The organism is Salinispora pacifica DSM 45544 (genome assembly GCF_000378845.1).
GTDB lineage: Bacteria > Actinomycetota > Actinomycetes > Mycobacteriales > Micromonosporaceae > Micromonospora > Micromonospora pacifica.
In genome coordinates, this window is sequence record NZ_KB905359.1 from 5,047,341 (window position 1) to 5,069,607 (window position 22,267).

Consider the following 22,267-nt stretch of genomic DNA (forward strand, 5'->3'; position numbering starts at 1 on the left):
TGGCCTGGGCTTGGGGCAGGACGGTCCAGCGGCCGGGGGCCACCCCGGCCAGGGGCTCCTATCGGGCGGCGGCGACCGACGGTGCGGCGTCGGGCATGACCTTGAGGTCCCGGTCGAGGATCGACTCCAGGATCTCGCCGACCCGGATCGCGGTGTTGGACAGTAGGGAGGAGGTGATGCCGTGGGTGTGCTCGGTGTCGCCCTGGAGGTAGATGCCGCAGCGTAGTTCGGGGTCGGTCGCCACGCGGTAGTCGCGCTCGACGCGGACTCGACCCTGGTCGTCGCGGTGGCACCGGTCCGCGACCGCGCCGAGGGGGCCGAGGCCGTCGGCGGGCCGGTACCCGGTGGCGTACACGACGACGTCGGCGTCCAACCCGTGTTCCTCGCCGGTAGCGAGGGACCTGACGGTGACATGGACCCCGTCGGGCGTCTCCTCGACGTGCGTGAGGCGCGAGACGTTCAGGAAGCGCAGGCGCTCGGTGCCGAGCACTTTTTCCTGGTACGACTGTCGGTACAGGTCCTCGATGAGATCGATGTCCACCACGGAGTAGTTGGTGTTGCCGTGGTAGTCCATCAGCCTGTGTTTCACCTCGTCGGGCGCGGTGAAGTACTCGTCGACCGCCTGTGGGTCGAAGATGCGGTTGGCGAAGCTGCTGTCGTCGGCCGGGCTGTAGCCGTAGCGGGAGAAGACGGCGCAGATCTCGGCCTCCGGAAAGCGGCGGTGCAGGTAGGCGACGTTCTCGGCGGCGCTCTGGCCAGCGCCGACAACGACGAAGCGGGAAGGGTTGGTGCCTTCGAGGCCGTCCACCTTCGTCAGTAGTTCGGAGCTGTGCCAGATGCGCTCGGTCGGCTCGACGCCCTCCGGCATGACCGGGCGCAGCCCGGTGCTGACGACGAGGTTGCGGGCGCGGTGCACCACGACCTCGTCGCCGGACCGGGCCGTCACGTCGAGGTATTCCACCACTTCGTCGCGGACGACGGGCTCGACGGTGAGGACCTCGTGGCCGTACGAGACCATGTCGTCGACCTTCGCCGCGGCCCACTCGAAGTAGTCGTGGAATTCGACCCGGAGCGGGAAGAGGGTCTTGTGGTTGACGAAGTCGATCAGGCGGCCCTTGTCCCGGAGGTAGCAGAGAAAGCTGTACTCACTTGGTGGGTTCCGCAGCGTCACGAGGTCCTTCAAAAAGGACACCTGCATCGTCGCGTCGTCGATGAGCATGCCGCGGTGCCAGCCGAACCGGGGTTGCTGCTCGAAGAAGTGGGCGGTGACCGCCTCCTGCCTTCCCACGCGCGCGTTGTGCTCGTTCAGGGCGATGGCCATGGCAAGGTTCGACGGGCCGAAGCCGATGCCGATCAGATCGTGGATCAGTGGTGCGTCGCCAGGAAGAGTCTGTGACATGTCACTCCCATTCGTCCGGGATGGTCGCCCACCAGGCGTCGTTTCAGGGTGGGGCAAGGGGGAGCGAGGCACGTCGGAGGCCGACATGCCGAGCGGAGCCCAGGTAAGGCTAACCTTAGTTGACCATGTTGTCGATGGGCAAAGCGGGTAGTTCACTAGTTCGGGGGCAAGTCAGTCCGGTAACAGCCTTGTTGCGCTGCTTAGGTAAGGCTTGCTTTACTTAGCCTAGCATTCGCTCTTTCTGAGGAGGAACCCGATGCGGGTCGTCATGTTCGGTTATCAGACCTGGGGCCATCGCACCCTGACGGCGCTGCTGGACTCCGAGCACGACGTGGTGATGGTCGTGACACACCCCAAGAGCGAGCATGCCTACGAGAAGATCTGGAGCGACTCAGTCGCCGAACTGGCCGAGGAGAACGGCGTCCCGGTCGTCATCCGCAACCGTCCCGACGACGAGGAGCTTCTCCAGCGGCTCAAGGAAGCCGACCCGGACATCATCGTCGCCAACAACTGGCGGACCTGGATCCCGCCGCGCATCTACACCCTGCCACGGCACGGCACCCTCAACATCCACGACTCGCTGCTGCCCAAGTACGCCGGCTTCTCCCCACTGATCTGGGCACTCATCAACGGGGAGACCGAGGTTGGTGTCACGGCCCACATGATGGACGACGTGCTCGACGCTGGGGACATCGTGGACCAGCGCGCCGTACCCGTGGGCCCCACCGACACGACGACCGACCTGTTCCACAAGACGGTCGAACTGATCGCCCCCGTCACGATCGGAGCCCTGGCCCGCATCGCGGCTGGCGAGACCGAATTCACCCCGCAGTCCCGCGCTCAGGCCACCTTCTTCCACAAGCGGGCCGAGGAAGACATCCGGATCAACTGGGACTGGCCCGCCGAGGTCCTGGAGCGGCTTGTCCGCGCCCAGTCCGCTCCGTATCCAGCGGCCTTCACCTTCCACAAGGGCAAGCGCCTGGAGATCCTGGCCGCCGTCGTGTCTGAGGGCCGGTACGGCGGCACCCCTGGACGCATCTTCTACCGGGAGGGTGACGGCGTGGCGATCGTCGCCGGCGCCGATGCCCGTACGGGCCGTAACCATGGTCTGGCCATCACCCGCGTACGGACCGAGGACGGCCGGGAGCTGCCCGCGACGGAGTACCTCACGTCCATGGGCGGCTACCTCACCGACCGGCCCTGACGCCGGCGGCCCACTGCCGCCTCCTAATCACCGGCTCGTCGGCCGGCCCCGGGCGGGGCCGGCCCTTCGCCGCCGCGCAAGATCGTGATCAGCGCGGCGGCGGAAGTTCTGGCCGGCCCGGCGGCCGCACTTGGCGCATTCCCGGGAATCGTTCACCCACAGTCAGGGGTTGAGGCGCAGCCCGGCGATGAGGAGCTCAACCAGACGGCGCGCGTCGTAGCGGGGGTCCCTACCGGCGCCGATGCACAGGTTGCCCACGCCGCGCATGAGTTCGTAGGCCGCCACGTCGGGGCGCACCTCCCCCGCGGTGGCCGCGGCGTCGAGTAGCCGGGTGCACACGGGGACGAGGCGGTCGAGGAAGTAGGCGTGTAGCGCCTCGAAGGTGGTGTCGTCGGACTGGAGCGCTTCGGCGAGGCCGTGCTTGGTGACCAGGAAGTCGACAAAGAGGTCGATCCACTGCGCGAGGGCGGCGAATGGGGTGTCGCTCGTCGCCAGCAGTGTCGGGCCGGCCTCGGCGGCGGCTTCGACCTGGTGTCGGTAGACGGCGATGACGAGGTCGGCGCGCGTCGGGAAGTGGCGGTAGATCGTGCCGACACCCACCCCGGCCCGGGCGGCGATCTCGCGTACCGGCGCGTCCACGCCGGCGGCGAGAAAGGCGGCGGCGGCCGCGTCGAGCAGGCTCTGCTCGTTGCGTCGGGCATCGGCCCGCTTCCGCGCGGACGTCTGCGGCCCGTGGTCGGATGCGCTCACGATGCTGTTACCTCCATCACAATCAATGGCATGCGGAGTCAGGTTCCGTATTGTTGGGGCAAGCGGAACGGGGTTCCGCTTGATTGTGCGTCGGACCGCCCGCTCAGGTCCACGTATTGCGCCTCACCCAGCACTTTCAAGGAGCTTCATCCATGTTCAACAGCGACGTAGCGGCAGGAGCGCCCACCCCGATCGTCTCGGTCAGCCCGGTGACCCTGCCGGCCGCGGACCGTGGCGAGGACCTGCAGATCCGGATCTCGGCCCCCGTGGCTGGACGCGAACTACCAATCATCATCTTCTCGCACGGCTTCGGCAAGTCGATGCGGGCATACGCCCCGCTGGTCGACTACTGGGCAGCACGCGGTTTTGTGGTGGCCCAGCCCACCCACCTTGACTCCCGCACGCTGAACATCGCGCCCGACGATCCCCGACACCCGGAGATCTGGCGCTTCCGCGTCGCCGACCTGAAGCGCACGCTCGACCACCTCGACGTCATCGAGGCCGCCGTTCCCGGTCTCGCCGGGCGACTCGACCGTGGCCGGATCGCCGCGGTTGGACACTCCTGGGGTGGCCAGACGGTCGGCATGCTGCTGGGGGCGCGGGTCCTCGGAGCTGATGGCCTTCCCGGCGAGAACATGTCCGACCCACGGGTCACCGCCGGTGTGCTGCTCTCCACGACCGGCACCGGCGGGGCCGACCTGAGTCCGTTCGCGGTCGAGCACTTTCCGTTCATGAGCCCAAGCTTCGCGGAGATGACAACGCCGGCGCTCGTGGTCGCGGGGGACAAGGACCAGTCGCCGCTCTCCGTACGCGGGCCGGACTGGTTCACCGATCCGTACCACCTGAGCCCCGGCCCCAAGGGCCTGCTCACCCTGTACGGGGCGGAGCACTCCCTGGGCGGAATCGCCGGCTACACCGTCACGGAAACGACCGACGAAAGTCCCGAGCGAGTCGCCCTCGTCCAGCAGCTCACCACGGCGTACCTGCGCAGCGCGCTCAATCCCGGCGACGACACGTGGGCGACGGTACGCGCCGCGCTGCGGGACGACATCGACCGGCTGGGACAGGTCTCGGTCAAGTGACCGGGTCATCACCACGGTGATTCCCCACGCGGAACTGCGGTGAACGCAGACGCGTTCACCGCAGTTCCGCGCTCCTATCGTCCACCGGTCGCAATATCAGCGAACCGGAGTGCGGATCTGCTCATCCGAGGCGCCACCGCTGATTGGCGTCACCATGGCACTGGTAGGTCTGCAGCCGAGCACCGTCGGCGCTGTTTCCATTCTTGACATCAAGGCACTTGTTCGCCTGGGGGTTGACGAGTTCTCCCGTGTTGGTGAGCACCCACTGCTGGGCCGGGTTGCCGCTGCAGTAGGCCAGTTGCACCACTGCACCGTTCTGGACCGATCCCCAGGCCACGTCCATGCAGAGGCCGAACGCCCGGATCGTGCCGTCGCCCGGGAAGGTCCAGTCCTGGGCGTTGGTGCCGTTGCAGTGCCACAGGTTCAGGTACTGACCGTCGGCTCCGTTGGCGCCTGGCACGTCAACGCACTTGTTGGCGAGCCCGATGATCTGGTGGGTTGATCCGCCGCCAGGCGTGGTCAGTGACAGTCCGTAGCGGGACAGGATCTCGTTGACCGGCTGGTAGACGGTGCTGCCGCCGGTGGTGCAGTTGCCCGAGCCACCCGAGGTGACGCCCTGCGCCTGGGAGCCGGCGACGAAGGACCCGCCGGAGTCGCCGGGTTGGGCACAGGCGGTGCTGCGGACCATCTCGTAGACGGGCCCGGCGGAGTAGTTGACGGTGACGTTCTTGGCGGTGATGGTGCCGCACTGCCAACCGGTGGTCCGGCCAGACCGACAGACCGCGGCACCGACCGCGGCTTCCTGCGAGCCGGTCACCGTGACCACATTGCCGTCGTAGGTGGACACCCACGGCCGGGGGATCCAGTTGGCGTTGGTTTCGATCCAGCCGAGGTCGTCGCCGGGGAACGAGGAGCCCCGGATGACCCCCTGCGCGGCCCCGGAGCCGGTGGTGGGTTCGCCGACGTTGCCGCAGTGTCCGGCGGTGACGAACCCGCCAGCGACCGCGAAGCCAATCGAGCAGATGAGGCGGCTGTTGATGACGTACTGGTCGCCGCCGCGGATGTCGTAGAACGGGCGGTAGGCCTCGGTGCTGGCCACCACCGACAGCGCGTCGTCGGGCAGCCCCGCGGCGCGGGCGAACGTGATGGCCGCCGCGGTGTTGCTGGCCTCGATCGACACCGTGTTGCTGGGCAGAGCGATATGCCAGGCATGTACCGCGGAGCCGGCGACCGTCGCCCGCCGGTCCAGCTTGGTGGTGAGCTGGCGCAGCTCGGCGAGGCTGTGGGTGACGATCCGGGGCTTCGCCCCGGCCGCGCGTACCTTGGCGGTGAGCGTGGGGTCGGTCAACCCGACCACCGTGGTGCGTCCGTCGGGGGCGACCCAGGTTCCGGCGTACGCGTCGGCCAGCTCGGCCCGCATTCGCGGCTCGATCGAAGACGCGGTGGCGTCAACGGCCAGTCGCGTGGCCAGCTCCTCGGCGGTCAGTCCAAGGTCTCGGCGCAGCGCGTCGAGCTGGCTGGCCGGGACCAACGCCGGCGCAGCGGTGGCCGGTGTGGTGGCCGCCGTGGTAGCGGGTGTCGTTGCAGTGGCGGACGCGACCGCGGGTGGGACGACGGCCGGGCTGACAGTGGCGGGGCTGGCAGGGGCGGGGGTGGCAGTGACCACGAGACAGGTGCCGAGGGCGAGACCCATCAGTGCGCTCAGCTTGCGGCTCATTCGCGTGACCTCCAGGGGGTGGTGGTGGGATCACGAGAGCGCTCTCACAGTTAAGTTAACTGCTTGTTAAGATATATGTCAATTTTCATTTATCTTCCTAGGGTCAAAGATCTTAATTGGGTCGGGGTTCCGGACCCTGGGCGGCGTCGAGGGTGGTTTCCGGACCCGGTCAGATCCAATTCTGGGGCCCGACGGTGCGGCCGGTCACTCCGTGGTCAGGCGAGACTTCTGCACTTTGCCCAGGGCGTTGCGGGGTAGGGCGTCGACCCGCCGTACCTGCCGTGGGCGCTTGTGCACCGACAACTGTCGGGCCACGAAATCGATCAGTTCCGACTCCGCCACGCCGTCGCTCACCACGTATGCCGTTACCTGCTGGCCGAGATCGGAGTCGGGGATGCCGACCACGGCAGCCTCCCGGACCCCCGGATGGGCCAGCAGCGCGTCCTCCACCTCGCCGGCCCCGATCCGATAGCCGCCACTCTTGATCAGGTCGGTGCCGGCCCGACCGACGATCCGATGCCAGCCGTCCGGACCAATCGTGGCCACGTCGCCGGTGCGGAACCAGCCGTCGGACGTGCGGCTGGCCGCATCGGCCTCCGGTCGGCGCAGGTACCCGTCGAAGAGGGTGGGACCGCGCACCTGCAACTCACCCATGCTCTCCCCGTCGGCGGGCAACGGGGCGTCGCCGTCGTCCACCAGGCGGGTGTGCACCCCGGGCAGCGGCAGCCCCACCGCGTCCGGCCGGTGCGGACCGTCGGCGCGGGCGCTGACCGTGATCAACGTTTCGGTCATGCCGTACCGCTGCACGAGTCGGCGCCCGGTCAGCGCGGCGAGACCGGTGCCGACGGCCGTGGGCAGGGCGGCGCTGCCCGAAACCAGCAGCCGGGCCGAGCGCAGAGCCCGGGCGGCCGCCGGCGCGGCGGCGATCCGGGACCAGATGGTCGGCACCCCGAAGTAGAGCGAGCCGGCCGCGCCCGCATACCGCTCCGGGGTGGGCCGGCCCACGTGGTGCAGTCGGCTGCCCAGCCGCAGTGGGCCGAGCACACCGAGGACCAGGCCGTGCACGTGGAACAGGGGCAGCCCGTGCACCAGCAGATCGTCCGGCGTCCAGCCCCAGGCGTCGGCGAGCCCGTCCAGGCAGGCGGCGACGGCCCGGCGGGAGAGCACCACCCCCTTCGGTGCCCCCGTGGTGCCGCTGGTGTAGAGGATCAGCGCCGGGTCGGCGGGGTCGGGCTCCGGGCGGATGCTGTCCGCCCGGCGGGTGAGGTCGACCGGGATGAGGGGTCGGCCGGGGTGGTCGCCCCGACGCTTCCCGTGCGCCGGTACGAGTACCGCCTCGGCGCCCGAGTCGCGCAGGATGTGGTCCCGTTCCCGCGGCCCGGCGTCCGGCGGCACCGGCACGACCGCCGCGCCTGCCAGCAGCGCCCCGGCGACACCGACCACCGTCGCCAGATCCGTGCTGGCCTCGACGGCCACCCGGTCCAGGCCGTACAGGTCGTCGGCGACGGCCGCGGCGAGCCGCCGTAGCTCTCCCCAGGACACGCCCCGGTCGTTGATCTGGACCGCGTCCGGCCGCTCGTCAACGGACTCGGACAACCAGCTGAGTAGCCGCACCGGCCCACCCCTCCGCGCGTCGGATCCTTCGACCGTAGCCGCGCCCCGCCGCTGCGGCCCACCCGGCCCCGCCCCCGACCCACCCGGCTCCGGCCCACCCGGCCACCCCGCCCCGGCCCGACCATTCCCGGCCCGGCCGACCTCGGCCAGTCGGTGCAGCGCAGCGGGGGTGCGGCGTGCCCGAGGCGGATTCGCCTCAAGTTTTGACGATGTTTGACGTTGTAACATGGTCAAGCGTGACAACCGTGAACATTGGGCCGACCGGGCAGGCCATCGACACCACCCGGCATCGGGCGCTCGGCACCTTTAGCCGGGCGTCAATCCTGGAATTGACCCGCACTGCCGAGGGTGGCCTCACCATCGCCGAGATCAGTGCGCGGACCGGCCTGCACCCCTCCACCGCCCGCAGCCACCTCGACCGGCTCGTCAACGCCGGGCTGCTGGTCAAGGCCCGCGCCAGCGGGGGGCAGCCGGGGCGGCCGGCCTGGCGCTACCGGACGGTGCCCGAGGAGGCCCCCGCGCCGGCGCCGTACCGCGCCCTCACCGCGGCTCTGCTCGATCACCTGGCCCGGCAGAGCCGGGGCGACGCCCGGGCCGAGGCCGTCCGCGCCGGCCACGACTGGGGGCGGCATCTCGCGGCGGCGACACCCCGAGGGGAAAAGCCGGTCGACACCGCGATTGCGGTCCTGCGCGGCCTGGGCTTCGACCCGGACCTGAAGCAGACGGCGGACGGGCACACCGAGATCCACCTGCACACCTGCCCCTTCCTCGAACTGGTGAGTCAGAATCCAGACGCCATCTGCGGGCTGCACGTCGGCGTCGTCCGGGGCGCGCTGGAGCAGGCGGGCGCCCCGGCGGGCGACACCGTGCTGGAGCCGTTCGGCGCGCCCACCGCCTGTGTGGTGCGGCTCTCCCTCCCGTCGGACGCCACCCGACCGGTATGAGCACCCAGTCGTCGGCGGCACCCAAGACCACCGGCCCCGCCACCAGCCGCCGGCCCGGCAACCGCCAGCGGGTGCTCCGCCGCTATCTACCGCCGCAGCACGGCGCCTGGGCGATGCTGCTCCTGCCGTACCTGGTCGGGGTCGTCGTGGTCGGACCGGGATGGCCGCAGTTGCCGCTGCTCGGCGCCTGGTTGGCCGGCTACCTGCTGTCCTACTACGTCTTCCAGGCCATCAAGAGTCGTCGACCGCGTCGCTATCTTGCCCAGATTCGGCTCTACGCCCTGGTCGCGGCGCCGTTGGCGCTGGCGGTGGTTTTCGTTCGGCCGGCTGTGCTCTGGTACGCCCCGGCCTTTGCGGCGCTGCTGGCGGTCAACGCCGGGTACGCGTGGCGCCGGCGCGAGCGGGCCCTGCTCAACGACCTCGCCTCGGTGCTGCAGAGCTGCCTGCTGATCTTTGTCGTGGCCACGATCGCGGGGGTGTCGCCGGAGCGGGTCGTCCCGGCCTTCGTGGTGCTGCTGCTCTACCTGACCGGAACCGTCTGCTACGTCAAGACCATGATCCGGGAGCGCGGCAGCACCTCCTACCGGCGCCTGTCCATCGGCTTCCACCTCGCGGCGCTCGTCGTGGCGACCCTGCTCGACGTCGGGCTCGCCCCGATCTTCCTGGTGCTGTTGATCCGGGCGTGGCTGCTGCCCGGCCGGGCGCTGCGTCCCGCCCCGGTCGGCATGATCGAGATCGCCTGTTCGGTGCTGGTGCTCGGCACGCTGGTGTTGGTCTCCTGACGGGCTGACCCCACGGCCGGGTGGCCGTGGGGTCAGCCCGCAGGATCCAACCGTGGGGTCAGCCCGAAGGACTCAGTCGCGTAGCATTCCCGGGCCGAAGACGTCGTAGCCGATCCGGTCCTTCGGCACGCCTCGGCGGAGGAATTCGGCGCGGACCTGGTACATGAACGGCACCGGCCCGCAGAGGTGGATGTCGGCCTCGGTCGGTAGCGGGACCCGGCTCGGATCCAGCTGGCCGGCGCTGACCCCCGCCTTCAGCCGGTCCAACTCACCGTTGGCGGCGTCCTCGTACCACAACAGCACCGACAGGTTCGGCAACTGCTCCGCCAACTCCGGCAGCTCGTGGCGGCGGGCGTGGGCGGCGGCGCTGCGGTCGGCGTGTACCAGCACCACCTCCCGGTCGGTCTCGGTCGCGGCCAGGTGGTGCAGGGCCGACATCGCCGGGGTGAGGCCGATACCGGCGCTGACCAGCACCAGCGGGCCCCCATCCCCGATCGCGCTGACCTCGCCGAACGGGGGGCTGAGGCGGAGCGTGTCACCGGCGGTCACCCGGTCGTGCAGGAGGGTCGAGACCACGCCTTCGGGGGCGTCGCCGGTGGCGCGTACCCGCTTGACGGTGATCTGCCAGTAGGTTTCGCCGGGTGGGCCGGAGAGGCTGTACTGCCGGATCTGCTGCCGCCCGCCGTCCAGGTCGACCGCGACGGAGACGTACTGCCCGGGCGTGAAGGTGGGAAGCGGGCCACCGTCGGCCGGGACCAGGCGGAAGGAGATGACATCCGCGGTCTCCTGAATGCACTCCACGACCTGCCAGTGCCGCCACACCGACCCGTCCTCGCCCACCCCGGCCTGGGTGTAGAGCCGGGCCTCCCGGGCGATCAGCTCGCAGGCGAGCAGCCAGTACACCTCGTCCCAGGCGGCTGCGACCTCGTCGGTCACGGCCGCACCGAGCACCTCGCCGACCGCGGCGAGCAGGTGGCGGCCGACGATCGTGTACTGGGTGGCGGTGATGCCGAGCGAGGCGTGTTTGTGGGCGATCCGGCGCAGGATCAGCTCCCACGACTTCTCGTCGTCGCCGTTGACGAGGTGCTCGGCGTAGGCGACCACGGAGGCGGCGAGCGCGGCCGGCTGCTCCCCGGTGGCCTGGTGGCCCTTGTTGAAGATGTTCAGTAGCTCCGGGTGGGCCTTGAACATTCGCTGGTAGAACCGGCTGGTGATCGCTTCACCGTGCGCCTGCACAGCGGGCAGGGTCGCCGTTACCACTGCTGCTGAGGATTGCGAGAGCAAGACCACTCCTTTGAGAGCATCGATCGGCGTAAAGATCGTGTTCCACGGTCGTCTACCGGACGAGTCTGCGGAAACATGACCTGGTTCCACCGAACAGACACACAACAGCCCAGATCAGGGCCGAAGGTCCTGGATTCTGTGCGGAGCCCGTCACCGTCGGCTTCGGGACGAGGAGCGGGTCGGCAGCGTCGGCGGTCCTTCCCAGCCCGGCCGAGACGGGCGCGGTCCGGTCCCGTGGCTGCGGTAGACGACGTACGGCCGGGTGACGTAGCCGATCGGCGCGCTGAAGGCGTGCACCAGCCGGGTGAACGGCCAGAACGCGAAGAGGGCGAAGGCGGCCACGACGTGGAGTTGGAAACCGATCGGCACGCTGGTCATGAGTTCGGGATCGGGGCTGAAGTAGAACAGCGACCGAAACCAGGGCGAGAGGTCCGCGCGGTAGTCGTAGCCCCCTTCGGTGATGTTGCCCCGCACCGTGTTCCAGAGTCCCAGCACGATGACGGCCGCGAGGAACACGTACATCGCTTTGTCGTTGCGGGTGGTGGCGGCGAAGACGGGGCCGGTGAAACGGCGGCGGGCGATCAGGATGACCATTCCGGCGAGGGTGCAGAAGCCGGCGACGGTCCCGATGAAGACGGCCATGAAGTGGTAGTTGTGCTCGGTGATGCCGACGGCCTCGGTCCAGGACTTGGGGATGAGGAGGCCGACCACATGTCCGATCAACACCATGAGTACGCCGAAGTGGAACAGGGGGCTGCCCCAGCGCAACAAGGCGGTCTCGTACAGCTGGGTGGAGCGGGTGGTCCAGCCGAACTTGTCGTAGCGATAGCGCCAGATCAGCCCTCCGATCAGGATCGTGATGGCCAGGTACGGGTAGACCACCCAGAGCAGCACGTGCACCGTGTTCATCTGCGGCCCCCGGTGGTGTCAACGAGTCCGTACGGTTCGAGACCAACCTCTTCGACCGGCGGACCGGTGCGGGCCAGCCGGAGCGCGGCGGCGAGGTCGGCGGGGCGCGGGGCGGGCAGCATGGTCCGGATCGCCTCGACCGCGTGCCGGTACGGGGACTCCTCCCGGCCCAGCGACTCGGCGAGCAGGTCGAGGCCGACCCGGTTGTCGTGCAGTAGCCGCCATCCGGTGTCGTCTTCGGCGGCCAGGTCGAGCAGCGCCGGCAGGTAGTCGGGCAACTCGCCGTCGACCACCGCCAGGCCGGCGGCACGGTACGCGGCGGCGAAGCCGACGAGCGCCTCCCCGCGGCGGCGGGTGTCGCCGCAGGTGTAGTAGCTCAGGTGCAGGCAGCACCGGCGGCGGAAGTCGAACAGCTGCACGTAGGCGGCGCGCAGCTCGCCGGGGGCGGTTGCTTCGCAGTGGGTTAGCACCTGTCGGAGCGGCTTCGCCACGGCGTCGGGGAGCGCGTCGAGGGCGGCCCGGATGATCGGCAGCGCGGCGAGGACCTCCTCGTCGGGGTAGCGCAGCAGTAGCGAGGCGGCGCGGGCGGCGACGGGCCGCCAGGTCGTCGGTTCGGTCGTCATGGCTGGTCCCGGTTGATGTCGAGGACGCCCGGGCCGGTCACGTCGCCGCCCTCGCCGGCCGGATCCTTCCGCGGTCGGGCGCCGGTCCGGTCGCCCGCACCACCGGCGTCGATCAGGTTGGTCCGTTGGGCCGGGTCGCCGGCCTCGGTCAGGGAGTCGGCCCGCTGCCGGCTGCGTTGCGCGTCGAAGGTCTCCACCTGGATCGGTACGGGCGTGCCGGAGGATTCCCCGAAGGGGCCCTGCCCGTAGGGTCCGCCGCCGCCCATCCCGGGGCCGCCCACATAGTCCAGGGAGCACTCGGTGGCGATCTTTTCCAGCCGGTGGGCGTCCTCGGCGTGGGCGGCGGGGATGACGTAGCGCTGTTCGTACTTGGCGACCGCCAGGAGGCGGTACATGTCGTCCATCTCGTCGGCGGTCATGCCGACGCTGGCGGGGATGGCGTCGTCCGGTGTCTCGCCGAGGTTGCCGCGGCGTTGGTAGGCGCGCATGGCGGCGAGCCGGCCGAGCGCCGCGCGGACAGGTGCCGGATCGCCGGCGGTGAAGAGCTCCGCGAGGTAGTCGACGGGGATGCGGAGAGCGTCGATCGCGCCGAAGAGGTTGCCGGCCTCCTCACCGTCGTGGCCGGTGTCGCGCAGCACGTCCACCACGGGGGACAGGGGTGGGATGTACCAGACCATCGGCATGGTCCGATACTCCGGGTGTAGTGGCAGCGCCACCTCGTACTTCATGATCAGGTCCCAGATCGGGGACTGCTGGGCGGCCTCGATCCAGTCGTCGGGGATCCCGCCCGCCCGCGCGGCGGCCACGACGTCGGGGTCGTGGGGGTCGAGGAAGACCGAGCGCTGCGCCGCGTAGAGCTCCTGTTCGGCTTCGGTGGCGGCGGCCTCGGCCACCCGGTCGCTGTCGTAGAACAGGAGGCCGAGGTAGCGCAGCCGGCCGACGCAGGTCTCGGAGCAGATGGTCGGCTGCCCGATCTCGATGCGGGGAAAACAGAACGTGCACTTCTCCGCCTTGCCGGTGCGGTGGTTGAAGTACACCTTCTTGTACGGGCAGCCGGTGATGCACATCCGCCAGCCGCGGCAGCGGTCCTGATCGACCAGCACGATGCCGTCCTCGCTGCGCTTGTAGATCGCCCCGGAGGGACAGGAGGCGGCGCAGGACGGGTTGAGGCAGTGTTCGCAGATCCGGGGCAGGAAGAACATGAAGGTCTTCTCGTACTCCTGCCGTACCTGCTCGGACACCTTCGCCAGCACCGGATCACCCGCCGTGATCTCGTTCCCGCCGGCCAGGGAGTCGTCCCAGTTTGCACTCCAGGTGATCTTCATGTCCTCGCCGGTGAGCAGGGACTTCGGCCGGGCGACCGGGATGTCGTCGCTGGATGGCGCGGTGATCAGGTGCTCGTAGTCGTAGGTCCAGGGCTCGTAGTAGTCCTGCATGGAGGGCAGCTTCGGGTTGGCGAAGACGGTGAACATCCGCTTCAGGCGCCCGCCCGAGCGGGGCTTGAGCCGCCCGGAGCGGGTGCGCACCCAGCCGCCCTGCCAACGCTGCTGGTTCTCGTAGGTGCGCGGGTAGCCCTGGCCGGGGCGGGTCTCCACGTTGTTGAACCAGACGTACTCCACCCCGGATCGGTTGGTCCACGCCTGCTTGCAGGTCACCGAGCAGGTGTGACACCCGATGCACTTGTCCAGGTTCATCACCATCGCCATCTGCGCCATCACCCGCATCAGTACCGCACCTCCTGCGAACGGCGGCGGACCACCGTCACCTCGTCGCGCTGGTTGCCGGTCGGCCCGAGGTAGTTGAACGCGAAGGCGAACTGCGCGTATCCGCCGATCAGGTGGGTGGGTTTCACCAGCAGTCGGGTCAGCGAGTTGTGTATCCCGCCGCGGCGGCCGTTGAGCTGTGCCTTCGGCACGTCTATCACCCGTTCCTGCGCGTGATAGACGTAGACGGTGCCCTCGGGCATCTTGTAGCTGACCACCGCCCGGCAGACCAGCACCCCGTTGCGGTTGACCGCCTCGATCCACTCGTTGTCCCGCACCCCGATCTTCGCCGCGTCCGCCTCACTCATCCACATCGTCGGCCCACCGCGGGACAGCGTCAGCATGAGCAGGTTGTCCTGGTACTCCGAGTGAATAGCCCACTTCGAGTGTGGAGTCAGATACCGAACGGTGATCTCCAACTCTCCGTTGGCGCCGAGCCGCGGTTCGCCGAAGAGTCGGTGGAGGTCCAGCGGCGGCCGGAAGATCGGCAGCGCCTCGCCCGTCTCGTGGATCCAGTCGTGGTCCAGGAAGAAGTGCTGCCGCCCGGTCAACGTGTGCCATGGCTTCAGCCGCTCCGTGTTGATCGTGAACGCCGAGTACCGGCGACCGCCGTGTTCACTGCCCGACCACTCCGGACTCGTGATCACCGGAACCGGACGGGACTGGGTGTCCGCGAAGGTGATCTGTTTCCCCTCCGCCTCGGCGGCGAGGTCCGCCAGGCGTTGACCGGTCCGCCGCTCCAGGAACCGGAAGCCCTCGGTGGCGACGCGGCCGTTCGTGGTGCCCGACAGCGCCAGGATGGCCTCACAGGCTCGAATGTCGGTGTCCAGCCGGGGCCGGCCGTCGGCGGCGCCACCCCGCACCACGCCGTTGACCCGCCGCAGGTAGTCGACCTCCCGGTGCACATCGACGGTGACCGCCTTGTTCGTGGTGCCCAGCCGGTCCAGTAGGGGGCCGAGAGCGGCCATCTGGTCGGCGACCGCGCCGTAGTCCCGCTCCACGACCACGAACTTCGGCATCGTGCGGCCCGGCACCGCGGGAGCGTCGCCGGTCTTCCAGTCGCGCACCACCCCGCCCGGAGTAGCCATCGCATCCGGGGTGTCGTGCAGCAGTGCCGTCGCCACCAGGTCCCTGCGTACACCGAGATGCCGGCGGGCCAGGGCGGAGAAGGCCTTGGCGATCCCGTGGAAGGCGGTGAAGTCGGTGCGGGTCTGCCACGGCGGGTTGATCGCCGGGGTGAAGGCGTTCACGAACGGGTGCATGTCGGTGGTGCTGAGATCATGCTTCTCGTACCAGGTGGCCGCCGGTAGCACCACGTCGGAGAAGAGCGTGGTCGAGGTCATCCGGAAGTCGAGGCTCAGCAGCAGGTCGAGCTTGCCCTCCGGGGCCTCGTCGCGCCATACGACATCGGCCGGGCGGTTGCCGGCCGGAGCCTGCTCCGCCCGTAGGTTCGACTCGGTGCCGAGCAGGTGACGCAGGAAGTACTCGTTGCCCTTGCTGGAGGAGCCGAGCAGGTTGGCCCGCCACACCGTCAACACCCGGGGCCAGTTCTCCGGGGCGTCCGGGTCGGTGCCGGCGAAACCGAGTCGGCCATCGACCAGTGCGTCCGCGACGTAACGCGCCGGGTCGTCCGGGTTCGCGGCCAGTGCCTCGTCGGCCAGATCAAGGGGGTTACGGTCGAAGGTGGGCATCGACGGCATCCAGCCCAGCCGGGTCGACTGAGCCAACAGGTCGACGGTGTGCTTGCCGGCGAAGGCGCCGGCGCCGGTGGGAGCGGCGAGGGCGTCGGCGGCGTACGTGTCGTAGCGCCACTGGTCGGTGTGGACGTACCAGAAGGCGGTGCCGATCATTTGCCGGGGCGGGCGGACCCAGTCCAGCGCGAACGCGAGCTGCTGCCAGCCGGTCACCGGCCGGCACTTCTCCTGCCCCACGTAGTGTGCCCACCCGCCGCCGTTGACCCCCTGGCAGCCGGTCAGCGTGGTCAGCGCCAGCATCGCCCGGTAGGTGGTGTCGGAGTGGAACCAGTGGTTCGTACCGGCCCCCATCACGATCATTGAGCGGCCACCGGAGCGCTCGGCGTTGTCCGCGAACTCCCGGGCCACCCGGGCCACCTGCGCCGCCGGTACGCCCGTGAGCGGCTCCTGCCACGCCGGCGTGTACGGCTCGGCCGTATCGTCGTACCCGGTCGGCCAGCTACCGGGTAGGCCGGGACGGGCGACGCCGTACTGGGCGAGCATCAGATCGAACACGGTGGTGACCAACCGGTCGCCGACCCGGCTGGTGGGCACGCCGCGCCGCAGCACCGCCGGCTGGTCGGTGTCGAACCGGGGCAGCAGCACCTCCACCGCCTCGCCGCCGGTACAGCTCAGCCGGGGCACGATCTCGCCCAGCTCCAGGTTCCACCGGCCGACGCCGGTCTCGCTGTAGCGGTCCCCGAGCGACCCGTTCGGCACCGCTGGCCCGTCCGCGACGGAATCCCACAGCACCGGCCGGAAGGCCGCCTCCTTGTCGCCTTCCCCCAGGTCGGCGGCGGTGACGAACTTCCCCGGGCGGTAGCCGCCGTCGGCTGCCGGCTCCAAGCTGACCAGGTACGGCAGGTCCGTGAAGCGGCGCACGTAGTCGAAGAACCGGGGCGTGTTCCAGTCGACGAAGAACTCCTTGAGGATGACGTGCCCCATCGCCATCGCCAGTGCCCCGTCGGTGCCGGGCTGGGCGGGCATCCACTCGTCGGCGAACTTGACGTTGTCGGCGAAGTCCGGGCTGACCACCACGACCTTCTGGCCCCGGTATCGTGCCTCGGCCATCCAGTGCGCATCCGGGGTGCGGGTCACCGGCACGTTGGAGCCCCACATGATGAAGTAGGAGGCGTCCCACCAGTCCCCGGACTCCGGCACGTCGGTCTGGTCGCCGAACATCTGCGGGGACGCCACCGGCAGGTCCGCGTACCAGTCGTAGAACGACAGCATCGATCCGCCGATCAGCGACAGGAACCGTGCCCCCACCGCGTGCGACACCATCGACATCGCCGGGATGGGGGAGAAGCCGGCGATCCGATCCGGCCCGTACTCGGCGATGGTGTGCACATGCGCCGCGGCGACCAGTTCCAGCGCCTCGTCCCAGGAGACGCGGACCAGGCCGCCCTTGCCCCGTGCCTGCTGGTAGCGGCGTCGCCGCTGCGGATCGGCCTGAATCTCGGCCCACGCCGCCAGTGGATCACCCAGCCGCTGCCGGGCCTCGCGGTACATCTCCATCAGCACACCCCGGGCGTACGGGTAGCGCACCCGCGTCGGGGAGTAGGTGTACCAGGAGAACGCCGCCCCGCGTGGGCAGCCCCGCGGCTCGTACTCCGGCCGATCCGGGCCGACGCTCGGGTAGTCGGTCTGCTGCTGTTCCCAGGTGATGATGCCGTCGCGGACGTACACCTTCCAGGAACAGGAACCGGTGCAGTTCACCCCGTGGGTGGAGCGCACCACCTTGTCGTACGACCAACGGTCTCGGTAGAAGGCATCCGCCTGGCGCCCACCGACCTGGTAGAGGGCCCGGCCGTCGGGGGCGACCTCGGCCCGGCGAACCAGGCCGCCCACGGCCAGCAACGCCCGGCTCGCATGCTCCGTCGTGCCCGTCATTCGCCTCATTCCTCACCGGTGACCGCGAGAACACCCGATGGGATGACTCGTCCCCAGCTTGGCGCAGATAGCCAGACAAAGCGGGTCTAAATCGGCGCGATCGCCTATCTCGGTGGCGCTGGTGAACTTTCCGCCCGGCAACACCCTGCTCACCCAGGTGATCCGATAATTGGCAAGTTGCAGTGCTTTGGGTGGCTTAGGGTGAGGGGCGTGGTGCACGAGGCGCTCAGCTCCCCGGCGACGACCCGCCCGGGGTCGGAGATGGTCTGGATCCCGGGCGGTCGGTTTCGGATGGGATCAACGGATTTCTATCCTGAAGAAGGGCCCGTGCGATGGGTCGAGGTCGATGGGTTCTGGATCGACCAGTACCTGGTGACCGTCCGAGATTTCGAGCGATTTGTCCGGGAGACCGGCCACGTGACAATGGCCGAGGTGGCACCGACGGCGGCGGACTACCCCGACGCCGACCCGGAGCTGCTCGTCCCCGGCTCCCTCGTGTTTCGCAAGGCCTCCGGGCCGGTCAGCCTCGCCGACTACCGCAACTGGTGGTCGTGGACGCCGGGCGCGACCTGGCGTCATCCCGAGGGGCCGGGCAGCACCATCGACGGCAGAGACCTGCACCCGGTCACCCACGTCGCGTACGCCGACGCGGTGGCCTTCGCGACCTGGGCCGGCAAGGAACTCCCCACCGAGTCCGAGTGGGAGCTCGCCGCCCGTGGCGGGCTCGACGGTGCCGCCTTCACCTGGGGCAACGAGTTCGCCCCCGAGGGCAAGATGATGGCCAACACCTGGCAGGGCGCGTTTCCCTGGCAGAACCTGCTCCTCGACGGGTACGCGGGAACCTCGCCGGTGGGAGCCTTCCCGCCCAACGGTCACCGCCTCTACGACATGGCCGGCAACGTCTGGGAGTGGACCCGGGACGTCTTCACGTACCCCGCGGACCCGTCGGCGAAGGCGTGCTGTACGACGCCGGTCACCGCCGACGGACCGGGCGCGGGCATTCCCCGCCACGTCATCAAGGGCGGGTCCCACCTGTGCGCCCCCAACTACTGCATGCGATATCGGCCGGCGGCCCGGCAGGGCGAAGCGATCGACACCTCGACCTGCCACCTCGGCTTCCGGTGCGTCATCCGGTAGTACCGGAGTCGCTGCCGGTCCGGCTGCGACCGATCGGCACGAGCACCCAGAGCAGCAGCAGCCAGATCAGGGTCAGGCCGGTCAGCGCGAGCGCGAGCGGCAGCTCGAGGATGAAGTCCGTGACGAGGAGCACCGCAACGATCACGGCCAGGATCATCAGCAACAAGCCGGTGGTGGTCATCCAGTGGGTGAAGCGCGCCAGTTCCGGATCACGCCCCTGCCGGAACAGCGCCCGGTGGAACGCCACCGGGGCGATGGTCGCCACCGCCGCGGCGGCGGTGGCGAGGAAGGAGATGATGTAGAGCGTCCGTTGGAAGGCGTTGGTCTCGCCGAACGCGGAGCTGAACGGGAGGGCGAGCAGGAAGGCGAAGAGGATCTGCACCCCCGTCTGCGCGATCCGCAGCTCCTGCAACAGCTCGGCGTACCGGCGCCGCCAGCGGGTCTCCGTCTCCTCCGCCACCCTGCCTCCGCAATCGGTGTGGTCCGGGCCGGGAGGGAGGGACCCTCCTTCCTCCGTGCCTCACAGTCTGGCACCGATGCGATCTCTCGCCGTGGGAATCGCCCAACGCACCGACACCGGTGGCGCGGGGCCCGACCCGGCTGTGATCCCGGATGGGGCACAATCGTGATCATGAACGGCTCGCTAGCGGCTGGCGGCGCCGCCATCCGGCCGGCCACCGTCGAGGACGCGGCGACGGTCGCGGCGGTCTACGTGCGGAGCTGGCGTGCCGCCTACGCGGAACTCCTGCCCACCGAGGTGCTGGCATCCCTGGACGAGGCGGATTGGGCTCGGCGTTTCCGCAGTCGGCGGGACCCGGCCCGGAGCACACTGCTGGCGTTCACCCCGGGTCGCGTCGTTGGTGTGGTGATGGCCGGGCCGGACCGGCAGGATCCGCGATCCGCCGAGGTCTACGCGATCTACGTGCTACCGGAGTTCCAGGGCCAGGGGGTCGGTGCGGCCCTGCTGGACGCCGCCATCGCCCAACTCGACGCAGCGGTTGTCCGGCTCTGGTGTGCCGCGGCGAACAACAGCTCCCGAAGGTTCTACGAGCGCCGGGGATTCGTCCTGGACGGGGCGACCGGCAGCTACGAGATCAGCGGTCACCGGCTGGCCACCGTCCGCTACGCCCACGCGAGGTAGCGCGGGACCGATCGGTCCACCGCAGCCCGGATTGACGGTTCCGCCCAATCCGAACCAGAACGTGTGGAAGGCTCGCAGGCGACAGCCGCTTGGCCCGGGCTGGTTTCGGCCCGCAGCGGAAAACCGCAGACATGGGTTGCCCAACGCAATTTCGGCGGCGGGTCGTCAACACGCTCCGGTCGGGTCCCTACCCGAAGCGGTGAGGAGTTCGATGATGCTGTGGGCGAAGTTCTTCCGAATCCGCCAGAACCTGGTGGGGAGCATGTGGTTCTTCCCGCTGCTGGGCCTGGTGGTGGGAGGGCTGCTCGCCCTGGTGGTCCGCGAGGTCGACGCTGTCATTACCCTGCCGTCGGCGTGGGAGTTCGAGCCGTCCGCGGCACAGGAGCTCCTCACGATCGTGGTCGAGGTCGCCGGGGTGCTGGCCGGATTTGTGGTGGCCGTGAGCGTGGTCGTACTCGAACTCCACGCCGACAGTTTTCCGCGCTACCTGCGGTTGTTGTACCGGGACCGATTCCACCTGGCCGTCGTGACGTTTATCCTCGGGACGGTCGCCTTCGCTTTCACGCTCCTGGCTCTTGGTGGGTCAGCGGAGATCCCGCCGCTCGGTGTCGGCATCTCGGGGATTTTCCTCATCGTCAGCTTCGTGCTCTTCGTGGTTTTCCTCAACCATCTGGTGCATCAACTTCGACCGGTGGCGGTCGCGGCCGACGTGACCAAGACCGCCCGGAAGCTGATGGCGGCGCGCGACCAGTCGGGCGGGTCGGTGGTGACCAAGGAGGAGCCGGCCGGGGATCCAACTCTGGTGATTCAGTCCCAACGGTCCGGGTCGGTGCAGGCGTTGAATGAGGCAGCCCTGGTCCGTTGGGCCAGCCAGCACGACTGTCAGCTCCGGTCAAAGGTGGCGGCCGGCGACTACATCATCGCCGGCCAACCAGTGATGGAGATATTCGGGACGAGGCCGTCGGGTGACTCCACCAAGCAGATCCACGCCATGGTGGCCCTGGGGATCGAGCGGACCATCGAGCGTGATCCGGCCTTTCCGGTACGGATTCTGGTGGACAGCGCGGCCCGGGCGCTCTCCTCGGCCATCAACGATCCGACAACAGCGGTGCAGATGATGGACTACCTGGAGGAGCTGCTGCGGATGATCGGGGCGCGGCCCCTCGGCACGATGCGGTACTGCGACGAGTCCGGCCAGCCGCGGCTGACTGTGCCCGGCCGGACGTGGGAGGACTACCTCACGCTGGCGGTCACCGAGATCCGCGAGTACGGGGCCAGCTCCGTCCAGGTGCTGCGGCGGCTCCGCGCCATGCTCGAGGATCTCCGCGAGGTACTTCCGGCCGACCGGCGACCGGCGGTGGACGCCGAGCTTGACCGGCTGGACCAGACCCTGGCCGCGAGCTTCGGGGGCAAGGTCGACCACGACCGGGCCGTGGTGCCGGACCGGCAGGGAATCGGCGGTCCGGGCCGGGGGTGAGGCTCCGGCTCCGAGCCCGGCTCGTGGCCGGAGGCATTCCGGCCACTGGGTGCCCCGTTCTCTGGTAGAACGAGAAAAGGAGGGGCGTGCATTCCATGGGACCGTTGAAACGGCTGGTGAAGGGTGTTGCCGATGGGCAAGAGTTCTGATCAAGAAACGTTGCGGGCGCTCCGAAATCCGCGCGGGGTCGCGATCGCGGGCATACTTTTCGCCGTGGTCTTCGCCATCAGTATCATCCTGCTTCGGTCGGCGCTCCCGAAGGAGCCTTTTGCCGATGTGGAGTGGGTACGGCAAGAAGCTGGCCGGATGCGGGTGGCGTTGTTCCTCATCCCGTTCGCCGGAATCTTCTTCCTCTGGTTCATGGGCGTGGTGCGCGAGTACATGGGCAACTTGGGAGACTGGTTCTTCTCCACTCTGCTCATCGGGAGCGGGGTTCTTTTCCTGGCCATGATATTTGTCGCCGTCGTGGTGGCGGGAGCCATTGTGGATGGTGTTCCCGAAGGTGGGTCCCAGTCCTTGGGTACCGAGACGGTGGGGTTCGGTCGCTCGATCATGCTTGAGGCGAGTGGGATCTACGCGGTACGTATGGCAGCGGTGTTCATGTTCGCGCTCGGAACGGTGGGGATGAAGACCCGCCTGATGCCGAAGTGGCTCTGGATCCTGACCTACATTCTGGCCGTGCTGCTCTTGATCTTCACCAACCAGAATCTCTGGTTCACGCTCATCTTCCCGGCCTGGGTTCTGCTGGTGAGCATCCGAATGTTGGTCACCGGCCAGGTGGCGCCATCCGACACCGCGAAGAGTTGATTGGCAAA

General features: G+C 69.1%; 18 protein-coding genes. 8 read left to right on the forward strand and 10 right to left on the reverse strand.

What is annotated here, in order from left to right:
- Nucleotides 1–58 precede the first annotated feature (58 nt).
- Nucleotides 59–1,399, reverse strand: a complete 1,341-nt coding sequence (locus SALPAC3_RS0123075; protein ID WP_018223540.1) for a lysine N(6)-hydroxylase/L-ornithine N(5)-oxygenase family protein — start codon at nt 1,397–1,399, stop codon at nt 59–61.
- Between the two features lie 256 nt (nt 1,400–1,655).
- Here SALPAC3_RS0123075 and SALPAC3_RS0123080 point away from each other — a divergent pair, with 256 nt between their 5' ends.
- The gene (locus SALPAC3_RS0123080) at nt 1,656–2,603 is read left to right on the forward strand and encodes a methionyl-tRNA formyltransferase (RefSeq protein WP_018223541.1); all 948 of its coding nucleotides are present in this window, start codon (nt 1,656–1,658) and stop codon (nt 2,601–2,603) included.
- A gap of 162 nt (nt 2,604–2,765) precedes the next feature.
- Here SALPAC3_RS0123080 and SALPAC3_RS0123085 read toward each other — a convergent pair whose 3' ends face one another.
- The gene (locus tag SALPAC3_RS0123085) at nt 2,766–3,353 is read right to left on the reverse strand and encodes a TetR/AcrR family transcriptional regulator (protein WP_018223542.1); all 588 of its coding nucleotides are present in this window, start codon (nt 3,351–3,353) and stop codon (nt 2,766–2,768) included.
- A gap of 152 nt (nt 3,354–3,505) precedes the next feature.
- Here SALPAC3_RS0123085 and SALPAC3_RS0123090 point away from each other — a divergent pair, with 152 nt between their 5' ends.
- Nucleotides 3,506–4,435: an alpha/beta hydrolase family protein gene (locus tag SALPAC3_RS0123090; protein WP_018223543.1), complete on the forward strand. Its 930-nt coding sequence runs from the start codon at nt 3,506–3,508 to the stop codon at nt 4,433–4,435.
- A gap of 121 nt (nt 4,436–4,556) precedes the next feature.
- Here the strand turns inward: SALPAC3_RS0123090 and SALPAC3_RS0123095 are convergent, their stop codons facing one another.
- On the reverse strand, nt 4,557–6,152 hold the full coding sequence (locus SALPAC3_RS0123095) for a ricin-type beta-trefoil lectin domain protein (RefSeq protein WP_018223544.1): 1,596 nt from the start codon (nt 6,150–6,152) through the stop codon (nt 4,557–4,559).
- A gap of 204 nt (nt 6,153–6,356) precedes the next feature.
- A complete protein-coding gene (locus SALPAC3_RS0123100) occupies nt 6,357–7,766 on the reverse strand; it encodes an acyl-CoA synthetase (protein ID WP_018223545.1) in 1,410 nt (469 codons plus the stop codon).
- Nucleotides 7,767–8,011: 245 nt separating this feature from the next.
- Between SALPAC3_RS0123100 and SALPAC3_RS0123105 the strand changes: the two genes are divergently transcribed.
- Complete coding sequence (locus SALPAC3_RS0123105) at nt 8,012–8,710, forward strand: helix-turn-helix transcriptional regulator (protein ID WP_018223546.1); 699 nt, start codon at nt 8,012–8,014, stop codon at nt 8,708–8,710.
- On the forward strand, nt 8,707–9,492 hold the full coding sequence (locus tag SALPAC3_RS0123110; protein WP_018223547.1) for a YwiC-like family protein: 786 nt from the start codon (nt 8,707–8,709) through the stop codon (nt 9,490–9,492). Before SALPAC3_RS0123105 ends, SALPAC3_RS0123110 begins: the two co-directional genes overlap by 4 nt.
- A 72-nt stretch (nt 9,493–9,564) precedes the next feature.
- Here SALPAC3_RS0123110 and SALPAC3_RS0123115 read toward each other — a convergent pair whose 3' ends face one another.
- The 5 genes from SALPAC3_RS0123115 to SALPAC3_RS0123135 all read right to left on the reverse strand — a co-directional run bounded on the left by SALPAC3_RS0123115 (nt 9,565) and on the right by SALPAC3_RS0123135 (nt 17,697).
- Entirely contained in the window at nt 9,565–10,800 is a 1,236-nt protein-coding gene (locus tag SALPAC3_RS0123115; protein WP_080635268.1) for a globin domain-containing protein, read from the reverse strand.
- Between the two features lie 126 nt (nt 10,801–10,926).
- Nucleotides 10,927–11,685, reverse strand: coding sequence for a respiratory nitrate reductase subunit gamma (narI, locus tag SALPAC3_RS0123120; RefSeq protein ID WP_018223549.1), 759 nt, complete (start codon nt 11,683–11,685; stop codon nt 10,927–10,929).
- Nucleotides 11,682–12,308, reverse strand: a complete 627-nt coding sequence (narJ, locus tag SALPAC3_RS0123125) for a nitrate reductase molybdenum cofactor assembly chaperone (protein WP_018223550.1) — start codon at nt 12,306–12,308, stop codon at nt 11,682–11,684. Before narJ ends, narI begins: the two co-directional genes overlap by 4 nt.
- Nucleotides 12,305–14,032, reverse strand: coding sequence for a nitrate reductase subunit beta (narH, locus tag SALPAC3_RS0123130; protein ID WP_018223551.1), 1,728 nt, complete (start codon nt 14,030–14,032; stop codon nt 12,305–12,307). The genes narJ and narH overlap by 4 nt, the downstream gene beginning before the upstream one ends.
- On the reverse strand, nt 14,032–17,697 hold the full coding sequence (locus SALPAC3_RS0123135; protein WP_018223552.1) for a nitrate reductase subunit alpha: 3,666 nt from the start codon (nt 17,695–17,697) through the stop codon (nt 14,032–14,034). The genes narH and SALPAC3_RS0123135 overlap by 1 nt, the downstream gene beginning before the upstream one ends.
- 201 nt (nt 17,698–17,898) lie before the next feature.
- Between SALPAC3_RS0123135 and SALPAC3_RS0123140 the strand changes: the two genes are divergently transcribed.
- Nucleotides 17,899–18,834: a formylglycine-generating enzyme family protein gene (locus SALPAC3_RS0123140; protein ID WP_026185839.1), complete on the forward strand. Its 936-nt coding sequence runs from the start codon at nt 17,899–17,901 to the stop codon at nt 18,832–18,834.
- On the opposite strand, the gene SALPAC3_RS0123145 is transcribed toward SALPAC3_RS0123140, so the two are convergent.
- Complete coding sequence (locus SALPAC3_RS0123145; RefSeq protein WP_018223554.1) at nt 18,824–19,294, reverse strand: DUF6328 family protein; 471 nt, start codon at nt 19,292–19,294, stop codon at nt 18,824–18,826. The two genes, SALPAC3_RS0123140 and SALPAC3_RS0123145, sit on opposite strands and share 11 nt — an antisense overlap.
- A 171-nt stretch (nt 19,295–19,465) precedes the next feature.
- On the opposite strand from SALPAC3_RS0123145, the gene SALPAC3_RS0123150 reads away from it, so the two are divergent.
- From SALPAC3_RS0123150 to SALPAC3_RS0123160, 3 genes are all read left to right on the forward strand, one after another.
- Nucleotides 19,466–19,975 (forward strand): GNAT family N-acetyltransferase, encoded by a 510-nt coding sequence (locus tag SALPAC3_RS0123150; protein WP_026185840.1) that lies wholly within the window; start codon nt 19,466–19,468, stop codon nt 19,973–19,975.
- A 211-nt stretch (nt 19,976–20,186) separates the two neighbouring features.
- On the forward strand, nt 20,187–21,452 hold the full coding sequence (locus tag SALPAC3_RS0123155; RefSeq protein WP_018223556.1) for a DUF2254 domain-containing protein: 1,266 nt from the start codon (nt 20,187–20,189) through the stop codon (nt 21,450–21,452).
- A 132-nt stretch (nt 21,453–21,584) separates the two neighbouring features.
- Entirely contained in the window at nt 21,585–22,259 is a 675-nt protein-coding gene (locus SALPAC3_RS0123160; RefSeq protein WP_018223557.1) for a hypothetical protein, read from the forward strand.
- Nucleotides 22,260–22,267: the final 8 nt, after the last annotated feature.